General features: G+C 52.5%; 12 protein-coding genes. All 12 read right to left on the bottom strand.

Going from position 1 to position 13,814, the window contains the following annotated elements:
• Positions 1–185: 185 nt before the first annotated feature.
• Entirely contained in the window at positions 186–923 is a 738-nt protein-coding gene (locus GCU45_RS17170) for a hypothetical protein (RefSeq protein ID WP_152399733.1), read from the bottom strand.
• A gap of 508 nt (positions 924–1,431) precedes the next feature.
• Positions 1,432–2,712, bottom strand: a complete 1,281-nt coding sequence (locus GCU45_RS17165; RefSeq protein WP_152399732.1) for an adenylosuccinate synthase — start codon at positions 2,710–2,712, stop codon at positions 1,432–1,434.
• Between the two features lie 351 nt (positions 2,713–3,063).
• A complete protein-coding gene (gene dnaB / locus GCU45_RS17160) occupies positions 3,064–4,425 on the bottom strand; it encodes a replicative DNA helicase (RefSeq protein WP_105445379.1) in 1,362 nt (453 codons plus the stop codon).
• Between the two features lies 1 nt (position 4,426).
• Positions 4,427–4,870: a 50S ribosomal protein L9 gene (gene rplI, locus GCU45_RS17155; protein WP_152399731.1), complete on the bottom strand. Its 444-nt coding sequence runs from the start codon at positions 4,868–4,870 to the stop codon at positions 4,427–4,429.
• Positions 4,867–6,870, bottom strand: coding sequence for a DHH family phosphoesterase (locus tag GCU45_RS17150; protein ID WP_152399730.1), 2,004 nt, complete (start codon positions 6,868–6,870; stop codon positions 4,867–4,869). Before GCU45_RS17150 ends, rplI begins: the two co-directional genes overlap by 4 nt.
• A 10-nt stretch (positions 6,871–6,880) precedes the next feature.
• Positions 6,881–7,792 carry a DUF2232 domain-containing protein gene (locus tag GCU45_RS17145; RefSeq protein ID WP_234489821.1) on the bottom strand — a complete coding sequence of 304 codons (912 nt, stop codon included), beginning with the start codon at positions 7,790–7,792 and terminating at the stop codon, positions 6,881–6,883.
• A gap of 11 nt (positions 7,793–7,803) precedes the next feature.
• Entirely contained in the window at positions 7,804–8,106 is a 303-nt protein-coding gene (locus tag GCU45_RS17140; protein WP_076172449.1) for a MazG-like family protein, read from the bottom strand.
• 356 nt (positions 8,107–8,462) lie between these two features.
• Complete coding sequence (locus GCU45_RS17135; protein WP_152399729.1) at positions 8,463–8,915, bottom strand: CBS domain-containing protein; 453 nt, start codon at positions 8,913–8,915, stop codon at positions 8,463–8,465.
• 535 nt (positions 8,916–9,450) lie between these two features.
• Entirely contained in the window at positions 9,451–10,470 is a 1,020-nt protein-coding gene (locus tag GCU45_RS17130) for an LCP family protein (RefSeq protein WP_105445378.1), read from the bottom strand.
• A gap of 364 nt (positions 10,471–10,834) precedes the next feature.
• The gene (locus GCU45_RS17125) at positions 10,835–11,839 is read right to left on the bottom strand and encodes an ABC transporter ATP-binding protein (RefSeq protein ID WP_152399728.1); all 1,005 of its coding nucleotides are present in this window, start codon (positions 11,837–11,839) and stop codon (positions 10,835–10,837) included.
• A complete protein-coding gene (locus GCU45_RS17120) occupies positions 11,832–12,860 on the bottom strand; it encodes an ABC transporter ATP-binding protein (RefSeq protein WP_116233202.1) in 1,029 nt (342 codons plus the stop codon). The genes GCU45_RS17125 and GCU45_RS17120 overlap by 8 nt, the downstream gene beginning before the upstream one ends.
• Positions 12,827–13,810: an ABC transporter permease gene (locus GCU45_RS17115; RefSeq protein ID WP_152403140.1), complete on the bottom strand. Its 984-nt coding sequence runs from the start codon at positions 13,808–13,810 to the stop codon at positions 12,827–12,829. The genes GCU45_RS17120 and GCU45_RS17115 overlap by 34 nt, the downstream gene beginning before the upstream one ends.
• Between the last annotated feature and the right edge of the window lie 4 nt (positions 13,811–13,814).

The following is a 13,814-nucleotide window of genomic DNA, read 5'->3' as shown; positions in this document are numbered from 1 at the left end:
TACCTTTTTACACAATCTATACTTTAACACAACGTTTACAAACAATTCAACTCTCGGCGCACAGCAAAAAACCCACGTCCGACGCGGGTTTGTGTTATTTACCTATAAGTAGATTGCGTTGCTTTAATTCATTAAAAGGTTACAACTTCCTCCGTTGGGTTTGATCGCCCAGTGTTTCCAGCTGCCTATTGCTCCAGCAGTTTACTAAGCGCGGCATATTCTTCCTTCGTCAAATACTTGGATATCGTGTCTTCTATTGTCGATAATTCTTGCTCGGTCAGGCCGTCCTCCATGGCGGCCGAAATTTTCTGCATTTCCGATTGCGGCAGCTTTTTCATCAAAATGTTAAAAATCTGCTCCTTCTCCGTTGCAGTCAGCTCATCTTTCTTCTGGATCATTTCGTCCGGGCTGATGACGACCTGCTGATCGGCTGCGGACTGGCCGCCCATGGCTGATTCGCTCAGGCCCTGCCCCATAACGGGCAACGCGTCGTCCGGCGTATCCGTGCCCTCGGCTTCCGCGTTTCCTCCCGTCGCCGTACCGGCAGTACTGCCCCCCGATCCCGCCTCACCAGCGTTGGTTCCGGTCTGGGATCCGGTTCCGGCGGTTTCTCCTGCTCCCTCCGTGCTGCCTGTTCCGTTGTCGGCTGTATTCGTGCTTCCCCCCGACGTCTTGCTGTCGTCCGCCGCATGAGCCGTGCTGGCCGCCTCTTTATCGGGCTCCTTTTCCTTGGTGGTGTTCAATCCCAGCATTCCCTTCATCATGCCACCAATGCCCGTCGGCTGACCCTCCAGCTGAATGTTAAAGCTGGCCAGCAGCGATTGGACATACATATTCACGATTGCTCCTGTCGTAAGCACCGTCAGGCCGCTGATCAGCACCACAGTCAGCACCGTTTTAAGCAACCATTGCGCAATCTTCATGGCGCACTCCTCCTTTGCACTTCCCGTCTCATATCCGGGTTGTTTCTCAGCATTCCAGCCTTTATTCTTTGTGACGACCTATCCATGCCAATACGTATGATTGTCTGTTATTAGAGCGTAATCGCTACGGGCCAGGCTGCCCCCATTCTGCACCACTCCGACTCTATCAGAGTCACTGCGGCCGAACTCTATGAAACGGCGCTGCTCAATAGAATGAACTGAAAACTTCCAGTAAAATTTCAATTCAATCTATATATCTAGCAGTATTGACGGGAAGCGGAGGATTCAATCCTGCGGTACGCAAAATAGCCCCAACAAAGTGGGGCTTACGCTTCGATGCTTATTCCAGATACTTTTAGGCAGACTTCACAACAAGGAAGCAGACTCCGCGTGATTTATACTTTCATTTCATCATCAAAAAAGGCCACCCCGACGCACTTGGCGTTAAGGTGACCTCTTCGATCAAAACGGATATCTATTCACTTGTTTCCAGGCTATTGTACGCTGATTAATAGATCGGCAATACCTGATTGGTCTGATTCCGGTTGCGTCCTACCGAGAAGATGGCAATCGGAATGCCTGTCAGCTCGGATACGCGGTTAACGTAGTTGCGTGTCGTTTCCGGCAGATCGTCCAGCGTCTTCGCGCCGGAAATATCTTCGTGCCAGCCTGGCATTTCCTCGTACACCGCTTCGCATTCGCCCAGCATTTTCAAGCTCGACGGGTAGTGGGTGATGATTTCCCCGCGGTATTTGTATCCGGTGCAGATTTTAACCGTATCGAGACCTGTAAGCACGTCCAGGGAGTTCAGTGACAGTCCTGTCAGGCCGCTGACACGGCGCGCATGGCGGACCACGACGCTGTCAAACCAGCCGACACGGCGTGCACGTCCGGTAACGGTGCCGTACTCATGGCCTTTCTCCCGGATATAATCGCCGATCTCGTTGTTCAGCTCGGTCGGGAACGGTCCGTCGCCTACACGGGTCGTGTAGGATTTGGCCACGCCGATAACCTGCTGGATTTTGGATGGCCCTACGCCCGATCCGATACATACGCCGCCCGCGGACGGGTTGGACGAAGTAACATATGGATATGTGCCTTGGTCAATGTCCAGCATGACCCCTTGCGCACCCTCAAACAGCACCTTGCGGTCTTCGTCGATCGCGTCGTTCAGGACGACCGAGGTATCGGTAACGTACTTCCGGATTTGCTCCGCATAATCCAGGTACTGCTTCAGCACTTCCTCGACGTCCAGCGGCTCCCCGCCGTACATTTCGATGACCTGGTTCTTCTCTTTCATCAGATGGCGAAGCTTGAGTTCAAACTCCTCAGGATCCATCAGATCGGAGATCCGGATGCCGTTGCGTGCCGCCTTGTCCATGTAGCATGGGCCAATCCCTTTCCGGGTCGTGCCGATCTTGTTCGGCCCCTTGCGGTCTTCCTCCAGACCGTCCAAAACCATGTGATACGGCATAATGACATGCGCGCGATCGCTGATTCTCAGATTGTCCGTCGTAAATCCGTTATCGTGAATGTATTGGATCTCTTCGAGCAGTGCCGCCGGATTGATCACCATCCCGTTGCCGATGACGCACATTTTATCGGAATAAAATACGCCGGATGGAATCAGGCTGAGCTTATATTTTTTACCGTCAATCAGAATGGTATGACCGGCATTGTTGCCGCCTTGATACCGGGCCACCACATCGGCGCTTTCTGCAAGATAATCCGTAATCTTGCCTTTGCCCTCGTCTCCCCATTGTGTTCCCACAACGACTACTGTTGACATGTTCATTCCCCCGCTTGGTGTGTACCACCGCATTTTAATTACAAGCTTATTTCATTATGTTTACCTGCAAGTATGATTATGCACCATTTCAAAGCTGCCATCGTCAAAGGGCATGTAAAACCCTCACACGTTCCAGTGTCCCCTACCATGAGAACGAGCGCTGGACTGTGCTAAAGCAGCATTACCAGTGTAACAGTCCCTATTTTTAAAGTCAAATAAAAAACGAACAATTGCACTAACTAAAGTACAATTGTTCGGAAATAAGACAAGCATTCTTAGAAATATGGATAACCTTTTATAAGATCGATTGGATCTATCTATCTGTTCTCGCGAACATCATCGTCGGCTTCGCTACATTGCGAATGCGTCGGTGTGCGTCCGCTCGTAATTGACGAACTTATTGAAATTCTTCATGAAGACCAGTTCGACGGTGCCCACCGGACCGTTACGCTGCTTGGCGATAATGATCTCGATGATGTTTTTCTTCTCCGTCTCTTGGTTATAGTAGTCGTCGCGGTATAGGAATGCAACGATATCGGCATCCTGCTCGATGGAACCCGATTCACGAAGGTCACTCATCATCGGACGCTTGTCCTGCCGCTGCTCTACACCCCGGCTGAGCTGGGACAGAGCGATAACCGGCACGCTGAGCTCACGCGCGATCTGTTTCAGTGTACGGGAAATTTCGGATACTTCCTGCTGACGGTTCTCGCCGGCTTTGCCGCGTCCCTGGATCAGCTGCAGGTAGTCGATTACGATCATCCCGAGCCCCTTCTCCTTCTTCAGACGGCGGCACTTGGAGCGGATATCCGCAACAGTAATGCCTGGCGTATCATCAATGTAAATTTCGGCCTCCGCCAGGGAAGCGATCCCCATGGTCAGCTTGGCCCAATCCTCATCGGTCTTGAAATCACCGGTACGCATCAGGTTGGCATCCAGGTTCGCTTCGGCACAGATCATCCGGTTGACGAGCTGGGGTGCCGACATCTCCAGACTGAAGATCGCGACCGTTTCTTTCGCACGCACCGCCACGTTCTGGGCGATGTTCAGGGCAAATGCCGTCTTGCCGACGGAAGGACGGGCGGCCACGATAATCAAGTCGGAACGCTGGAAGCCATTCGTCATCCGGTCCAAATCGACAAAGCCTGTCGGTATGCCGGTGGTGCTTCCGCTCTGCTGGTGCAGCACCTCAACGCGCTCGAACACTTCCATCAGCACGTCGCGGATGGCGACAAAGCCGCTGCCGCTGCGCCGGTTGGAAATCTCCAGGATGCGCCGCTCGGCGTCGCTCAGCATGCCGGATACGTCCTCGCCGCCGGTGTAGCCTTCGCTGACGATCTGCGTCGCTGTGCGGATGAGCCGCCGCAGCATGGATTTCTCTTCGATGATCTGAGCGTAATACTCCACATTGGCCGCTGTCGGCACCGCATGTGCCAGCTTCGCCAGGTAGCTGACGCCCCCGATTTCTTCCAGCTGTCCCTTGTCCTGCAGACGCGAGGTTAAGGTAATGAGATCAATCGGCTGGTTCTCTTCTCCAAGCTGGATCATCGCCTCATAAATCAGCTGATGCGGTACATCGTAGAAATCCTCGGGCGAAACCCGCTCCATCGCGGTGATCATAGCCTCGCTCTGCAGCAGAATCGCACCTAGAACCGCCTGCTCCGCCTCCAGATTTTGCGGGGGAATCCGGTCGAAAAAGAGCTCTCCGCCCATCTTATTCCTCCGTGACCTGGACCTTCAGCGTAGCTTTGACATCCGAATGAAGCTTCACGGTCATCTGCGTCACGCCCAATGTCCGGATCGGCTCATCCAATTCGATCTTGCGTTTGTCGATCTTGATGCCTTGCTGCGAAAGTGCATCCGCGATTTGCTTGCTCGTGATGGCTCCGAACAGCCGTCCGCCTTCCCCGGCTTTCGCTTTAAGCTGTACGGTCATCTCTTCCAATTTTTTGCCGAGAACCTGTGCTTCCTCTTTCTCCTGCTCCTTGCGCTTCTGTTCGGCCGCGTTCTGGTTCTCGAGCGTCTTCATGTTACCCTCGGTTGCCACACGGGCGAGACCGCGCGGAATAAGGAAATTCGTTGCGTAGCCTTCCGATATATCTTTAATGTCCCCTTTTTTGCCTTGACCCTTAACATCCTTGATAAAAATGACTTTCATTCGAACAACCCCTCTTTCTCCTCAATTTGTGCAAGAACTTCGAGCAGCTGGGCCTCCGCTTCCTTGACGGTACCCTTCAGCTGCACGGCAGCATTGGTCAGATGGCCTCCGCCGCCGAGGCGCTCCATCACGACCTGCACGTTCATCTTCCCGAAGGAACGGGCGCTGATCCCGATCAACCCGTCCGGACGTTCACTGATCACGAAGGAGGCAACCACATCCGTCATGTTCAGCAGCGTATCCGCCACCTGCGCAATGAGCAGCTGCGGGATGACCGTTCCCGGATCCGTGACGGCCAGAGCGATATGATCATATACCATTTTAGCACGCTTAATGATATCTGACTTTGCCAGATATTCCTTCAGGTCTTCCTTCAGCATCCGCTGGATCTGGATCGTATCCGCCCCGCTCCGGCGGAGGAAGCCTGCCGCTTCAAACGTCCGGGAACCGGTATGCAGCGCAAAATGCTTCGTGTCCACCGTAATCCCGGCCAGCAGCATGGTCGCTTCCAGCGGCGTGAGCTGGATTTTCTCATGGATGTACTGCAGCAGCTCCGTCACCAGCTCGCAAGCGGATGAAGCGTACGGCTCCATGTACACGAGCACGGCGTCGTTAATGAATTCTTCGCCGCGGCGGTGATGGTCGACCACGACGACCCGGCTGGCGTGATGAACCAGCTTCGGTTCGATCGTCATGGACGCCTTGTGCGTGTCCACCACGACCAGCAGGCTGTGCGGGCTGATCAGCTGCAGCGCCTGCTCCGGCGAGATGAAGCGCTCGACGAGCTTCTCGTCCTTCTGGACCTGGGTCATCATCCGCTCAATGGACGGGTTCGTGCCCGGGAGCACGATGTACGCTTCCACATTGTACATCTGCGCTGCCTTCAGCACGCCGATGGAGGCACCGATGACGTCCATATCCGGCATCTTGTGCCCCATGATGAACACCTTGTCGCTCTCCTGCATCAGGTCGCGCAGCGCGTGCGCGATGACGCGCGCCCGGACCCGCGTGCGCTTCTCGACGGCGTTGGACTTGCCGCCGTAGAAGGACAGCCGCTGACCGGCCTTGACGGCCGCCTGGTCGCCGCCGCGCCCGAGCGCCATGTCGAGCGACGACTGCGCCAGTTCGCCCAGCTCGCTGATGCTGTCGGGGCCAAAGCCCAGCCCGATGCTCAGCGTCATCGGCACCTTCAGCTCCGCGGTCATTTCGCGGACCTCGTCAAGAATGACAAAGCGGCTTTTCTCCAGCTCCTGGAGCGATCTGTAGTTCAGCATCATCAAATACCGGTCGGACGACAAGCGCCGCAGATACACTTCGTAATGCTTCGCCCATTCCGTAATTTCGCTGGTCACCTTAGCAATGAGCGACGTACGCTGCTGGTCATCCATCCCCTGGGCCGCTTCGTCCAGGTTATCCATCATAATAATGCCGATCGCCAGCTTCTCGGCCTCGTATTTCTCCCGGAGCACGACCATCTCCGTTACGTCGTACAGATAGATCAGCCGCTCATCGGTATTCAGGATCAAATGGTAGTGCAGCTCGCCCACCTGGATTTCCGTCTCGATCTCCTTGGGCCCGTCCTTATGCGCTTCCCGGCCGCCGTCCCTTTTCTCGGCAAGCAGCGGCATCAGATCGGGAAACAGCTCGGATAGGCTTGCGCCCACAAGCGATTTTTGACCGAACATGGTGCACACGAACCGGTTATTCCACTCAACCGCACGGTCCTCGCTGTACAGCACGATCCCGAAGGGCAGCGTATTGATGGCTTCCCCTTCGACCCGTTTCACCCGGAAGGAGAGGCCGTTGATGTATTCAAGCAGTCTTTTTCGGAAGTCCATTTCCTTCTTCAGCACCGCATAGCAGAGCGCGACGACAAGGCAGAGGCTGACGATTCCCAGCGCCCAGTTATACCGGGTCACAATAATGACCAGAACCAGCATCAGCGCAAACGCCCAGACGGTATAATAGCCGTGCCAGCGTTTCTGTAGAAATTTAGGCATGACACCCACCCTAACGTTTTGATTTGGTCATAAATTGACGAAGCGGAAATGCAAGATCCAGAATGCCGATAATCCGCATCGGCGGGAACAGCAGAATGGGAATCGCGAACAGCAGCGGGATGACGGGATGCCATTTCCGCTTGTGCCCCAAAAAGAAGAAGAAGCCAAACGCTTGAATCATAAAGCAAATATGCAGAAGCGGCAGCAAGTTCGCGGCAATCATGTCGAGAAAGCTGTTCTTTGATCCGCTTGCGAAAATTTCAATAATGACACCAATCAGATAATACCAGATCAGGGATCTCGGCAGCATCCACTCGCGGGCCGGCTTCAGCCTTGGAACAGAGAAGCCCATGCTGTCCATGATCGGACGAGCAAGTGCGTGCGTGATCACCGCCATCATAAAGGAACTGACGATCATAGCAAAAGGAATCATTTGCACCGTGGCGTCGCTTACCATCTGCATCTCCTCGGGAGACCAGGCCATATCCGAAATCAGCGGGTTGCTTCCGCCCACATCACGCAGCGGAGACATCGTCATTTTGACAATGTCATGGACGTAGCTGGACAGATCAAAGTGGAAGAACGCCGTTCCGACCAATAGCAGGAGCAGCAGTTCCGCCAGAATGGTACCTGCACCCAGCATCAATGTGCGTATAGCCGGCACCCTTCTCTTGTAGGCCCGCCCCATAATCAGGGCAGGAATCATAAAATAAACGGCGAGCAGCAAATACACCGGATGTACAAGGTAGGCAATCAGCCAAACCGGGAGCACATGCAGTATGAACGATTTGACGTTAAGTGTTGTGAATAGGATTGCGGCCGGCAGGATGAGAAAAAAGACGGTCACAATCGAGAAGGGAGATAGTAAAGATAGCAGCAGGAGCAAATAGACGACACTCCAGACTACCGACGTCCAGCGCATTTTCAATGTGTTCACCTCTTACGCATATGTTCTTCCAGCGCGGAAATATCCTGGTACCAATCTTCAAGCTGGTGACCTTCCTGTTTATGCTTCTTCAATTTGTCGAGCAGCAGATCATCCATATCCCGGTAGGACATGCCGAGCCTGCGGGCCAGTATGTAAGAGCTCATAATCAAGCTGGCGAGACTGTCGCCCACTCGGGTGGTGCTGCCTTCCCACAAGGCTTTGAAAAGACGGGATACGTGGTCTACGACTTCGGTTTTCAGCCATTCAATAACTTTAGCGCGTTTGGCTACATCCAAATCCTTTGGCATGCCTCTAGGTCACACTCCCTTAAATAACCCCACGATGTGGGGCTTTATCCTCCGATGCCTATTCGGTTTCTCTTCGGCGGCCCAATATCAGCAAATACGCCTTTATTTGATGAAAAAGCTTTATTCTCCATTATAGCATAAATAATAGCCTCTCACGAAAAGCCCCCCTGGCCTAAAACGGCGGCAAACATCCAGCAAAGTGGCGTTATTAACCTCTGCCTATGTTCCTGCCTACAAACGGATAAATGAATAAATGATAAGGCAAAAAAGACCTGCCATCCCGTACATCCCAATCCAAGCAGGTCTTTTGCCATTGCTTATTCAAAATCTTTGCCTAGCTTCCACAAAACAGCGGCTTAGCGGGTCTCTATGGATGCCTTGGTCTCCTCCGAAGCTTTGGATTCTCTGGAGACGAACTTCTCACAGTATTCGATAATCTGGCTTCTGCGCACGATGCCGATAAACCGGTTCATATCATCCACCACCGGCACAAAGTTCTGCACTTTCGCTAAATTAATCAGATCTTCCATATTGGCGTCGATGGACACCGGCTTATTAAACACTTTGAGCGGAACTTCCTTCAGCAGAAATTTGGACGTGTTCTCGAACGTCACCTTTCCGCCGGAATTCTTCATATACCAGAGCAGATCGCCTTCCGTGACCGTTCCTGCATATTCCCCGTTCTTCCCGACGATCGGTACGGCCGTATACCTATGATACTCCATCCGTTCCAGCGTTTGCCGCAGCGTGGAGTCCATGGTAACACTGACCACTTCCTGTTTAGGGAGCAGAAAAAACGCTATATTCATGAAAATTGATCCTCCTCTTACCCTTTTTCAAGGTTCCCCTAACTCCATACGTTTCAAACCGTCCAATGTCTCAGTAGGGACACAAAATCAGCAGCCGAACCTGTGGCTGCCGATCATGCCCCGCATTTCTGATCCCGCAAATGCACACTGCTGATTGTTGCGGTTTGGTTTTCTCTATATGCGAGCCAATAGGCACGCTTTTTTGATATAAGAAAGCTTAATCTTCGGAGACTCAGCATCCTTATATCGCAAGAAAAACTTCCACTAAATGCGGTCTGTCTTCTTAGAATGTTCGTCGATTGATGTTTTTTGTTTTAGATATAAGAAAGTTAATCTTCGGGGACTCAGCATCCTTATATCGCAAGAAAAACTTCCGCTAAATGCGGTCTGTCTTCTTAGAACATTCGTCGATAAACGTTTTTGTTTTAGATATAAGAGAGCTTAATCTTCGGAGATTCAACGTCCTTATATCGCAAGAAAAACTTCCGCTAAACGCGGTCTGGCTGCTTAGAATGTTCGTCGATAGACGTTTTTGTTACTTTACAGCAGTCGTTTCTTCCTTCTTATCCAACATATCCGGCGTCAACAGCTGATCCGAAGGGGTGTCCGGATTCTCCCAGCTGTCGATCAGCTTCTTGGCGTTCTGCACATCCTTCTTGATCGGATCATCATAATAAACGCCGTCAATCTTCATACCTTCACCCATGATGGTATAGGCAGTCATCTCAGCCTTATCACCGGCCAGCACTTGTTTCGCTAAATTGATAATAAAATTGGGCTGCATATCGGTTTTGAAATTGTCACCCATAATTTCTAGCAGCTCCGGAATTTTGGAAATTTGATTCAGGTTCAGCATCCGGTTGGCCACCGCATCCAAAAAGACCTGCTGGCGCTTCGTCCGGTTAAAATCGCTGTCCTCCCGGTAGCGCACATAGTTGAGCGCTTCTTCACCGCTGTAAATAGGCTTATTGGCTTTGACCGTAAATTTCTCATGATCCTTGCCTTTGTTAACAATATCTTTGCCGATCGGCAGCTCCACGCCGCCCAGCGCATCAACCGCATCCTTCAGACCTTTGAAATTGATGGTGGCATAATAATTGATATCGTGGTCCAGGAACGCCTCTACGGTATCCTTGGACATCTGCTGACCTCCAAAGGCATACGCATGGGTAATTTTATCTTTTTTACCTTTGCCGACAATCTCTGTATACGTGTCCCGCGGAATCGAAATGAGCAGCACCTTGGAATCCTTTGGACGTACGACCGAATAAATGATCGTATCCGAACGCGACGGTTCGTTGTCACGCTGGTCGGATCCGAGCAGCAGCACCGAAAACGGCTTGCTTTGGTACGCAATCTTCTCCACCGGCTTGCTCGGCACGTTGTCCTGGGACGTCAACGGCTGATACGATTTCTGCAGCGAGCTTTCCACTTGCTTAGACAGGAACAGGTCAAATGCCATGACTGCGAGCTGCTTGCGGAAGAGATAAGCCCCTCCGGCCAGAAGCAGCAAAATCACAGTTAACGTTATATATGTTTTTGTTCTCTTTTTCATTAAGGGATTCCTTCTTTAAATTTAGAATAAAAAATGAATTATAGCCAGGTCGCGCCTGTACTTCCATCCCTCCCTTCTATATTTACACGAGGGGCGAAGGCTTGACGCACAAGCTTGCCCGCTGCCATTTGGGTATAAAGTCACAGCCAAACGACATTTACATTGTAAACGCAAACGAAACAAAAGAAAACCTTAAAAAGGTAACAGTGTTACCGGAAAGAGGATATTTCCAAGCTGTTTTCTTCCCTCAAAAAAAGCCCCGCCTCGGCTGAACACCGCAGGCAGGGCTGTATATGGAACGCTCAGAAGGACCCCAATCCTTCCTGTATACGCAGCATATGAACTCTAATCTTCGAATACAATATTACTTCAGGCTGTTCAGGTCCGAACCGCCTTCCACGCCGATCGGGTAGTGGCAGGCCACCTGGCGCCCAGGAAGCACTTCCGTCAGGGCAGGTTCCACTTGGCTGCATTTCTCCTGAGCAAACGGGCAGCGTGGATGGAAACGGCAGCCGGACGGTGGATTGGCCGGAGACGGCACATCGCCCTGAAGGACGATCCGGTTGCGTTTCTTCGTTGGCGTCGGCTTCGGAATCGCGGACAGAAGCGCAGCGGTGTAAGGATGAAGCGGGTTGGCGTACAGCGTTTCCGTTTCGCCGACCTCAACCATTTTACCGAGGTACATGACGCCGACGCGGTCAGAAATATGCCGGACGACGTTCAGGCCGTGGGCGATGAACAGAAACGTCAGGCCCATTTCGCGCTGCAGCTTCATCAGCAGGTTGATGACCTGCGACTGGACCGACACGTCAAGCGCCGATACTGCTTCGTCGGCCACGATGAATTTCGGATTCAGGGCGATGGCGCGGGCAATCCCGATCCGCTGGCGCTGACCGCCGGAAAATTCATGTGGATAACGGTTCCGGCGCGAAGCGTCCAGACCGACCAGTTCCATCAGCTCGATGACGCGTTTTTCGATCTGAGACGCAGACATCTTCGTATGCACCTTCAGCGGTTCGCCGATAATATCCTTGACCAGGAAGCGCGGGTTCAGGGAACCAAACGGATCCTGGAAAATAATTTGCATTTCCTCGCGCATTTTGTTCAATTCCTTGGAGCCCATGGAATGAATATCGCGCCCGTTAAATTTAACGGCACCAGCAGTAGCGTTCTGCAGCCGTAAAATGACCCGGCCTAGCGTTGACTTGCCACAGCCGGACTCGCCTACGAGTCCAAAGGTTTCGCCTTCGCGGATCGTAATGGACACATCGTCGACCGCTTTGACGTTGCCCACAACGCGGTTCAGCAGTCCTTTATGGATAGGGAAATACTTCTTCACGTGCTCTACTTCGATCAAGTTCTTAGCCATTGGCATTTCCCCCTATTCCACCGCTTACCGAAACTCCATTACGATCCTTGTCTTCGTACAACCAGCACTTCGTGCTGTGTTCTGCACCAATCTGGATATCGCCCGGCTCTACCTGACGGCATTTATCCATCACATGCGGGCAGCGCGGGTTGAACCGGCAACCTTTCGGCAGGTTGCCCAGACCAGGGATGGTGCCCTTGATCGTGTACAATTCGTTGCCGCGTTTACCTTCAAATCCTGGAATGGACTGCAGCAGACCAACCGTGTATGGGTGGGAAGGGTTCGAGAAAATCTCTTCAACCGTACCCTGCTCGACGATCGAGCCCGCATACATAACGGCAATATGGTCAGCCACCTCGGCAGCCACACCCATATCGTGTGTGATCAGCAGAATTGCCATACCGAGTTCTTCTTTCAGTTTCATAAGCAGTTCCAGAATCTGTGCCTGTACCGTCACGTCCAATGCGGTCGTCGGTTCGTCCGCGATCAAGAGCTCCGGTTTGCAGGCCAGTGCCACCGCGATGACGACGCGCTGACACATACCGCCCGACAGTTCGTGCGGATACTGCTTGGCTCGCATTTCCGGAGCCGGAATACCTACCAGACGAAGCAGTTCGATCGCTTCTTTCCAGGCTTCGCTGTGGCTCTTGTTCTGATGCAGACGCAGGCTCTCCGCGATCTGCTCACCCACGGTAAAGACGGGGTTAAGCGCAGACATCGGATCCTGGAAAATCATCGCGATCTTGTTGCCGCGGATCGATCTCATCTGGTCCTGCTCTTTAGTTGCAAGGTCGTCGCCATTAAACCGGATGTTACCTTCCAGTATACTGCCCCCTGCATAATCTATCAGACGCATGATGGATAAAGAGGTAACACTTTTTCCGCTGCCGGACTCGCCGACGAGGCAGAGCGTCTGTCCTTTTTCGATATTGAGTGAGATCCGGTCCGTCGCCTTGACGAAACCATTCTCGGACATAAATGCCGTGGTCAGATTCCGGATTTCGAGTAGTTTTTCCGCCATTTGTCCAGCCTCCTCCGGGAAATCTTCTTCTTCTGTCTAGGGTCCATCGCATCGCGGATACCGTCGCCGATGAAGTTGACGGCAAGCACGACCGCCAGGATACAAACCCCTGGATAAATGGCCTGCAACGGGTCAATCAGCATAAATTCCTGCGAGTTGCTCAGCATAAGTCCCCAGCTTGTGGCCGGTGCCTGGATACCCAGACCCAGGTAGGACAATCCGGACTCGGAAAGAATCGCGCCCCCTACCATCAGGGTGGCGTTTACGATAATCGGAAAGCTTGCGTTACGAAGCAAATGCCTGAAAATAATACCTGTTCTGGAAACCCCGATAGCACGGGCAGCTTCCACGTACTGCATTTCACGAAGCTGCAGGTACGTACCGCGAACGAGACGGGCCACGCCCATCCAACTTGTAAAGGCCAGAATCATGATCATATAATGGATTTTCGTGCCGAAAATCGCCATGACCAGAATGTTCAAGAACAGCGTGGGGATCGAGTTCATCACGTCGATCAGACGCATGAAGATCGTATCGATCCAGCCGCCGAAGAAGCCGGAAATCGCTCCGACCAATGTACCGATGATGACGGAAATGGCTGCGACGGAAAATCCGACCGTCAGGGAAATCTGACCGCTGTGCAGCAGTCTCGAGAAAATATCGCGCCCAAGTTCGTCTGTGCCCAGTAGGTGATCGCCAGTGCCCGGCTTCAGGTTGGCGTTCATCAGATCGATCTTAGCCGGATCATATGGCGTAATAACGTTTGCCAGAACGGATATCACGACAAAAAAGAGCAATACGATAAGTCCGGTTACAGCATAAGGATTACGGAAAAATTTCTTCACGACCGTCATCCACGGGCCCGGAGGCTTTTTGGAAGGAGGGAGTGGCGCGATTGCCGGTTCCGTATGCTCAGATGCCTGAACATTGGGAGCTGTCTCGATGTTCATGTCA

It is taken from the genome of Paenibacillus cellulositrophicus, assembly GCF_009363095.1.
Classification (GTDB): Bacteria; Bacillota; Bacilli; order Paenibacillales; family Paenibacillaceae; genus Paenibacillus_AQ; species Paenibacillus_AQ favisporus.
This window is presented reverse-complemented; position numbering and strand designations above follow the sequence as displayed.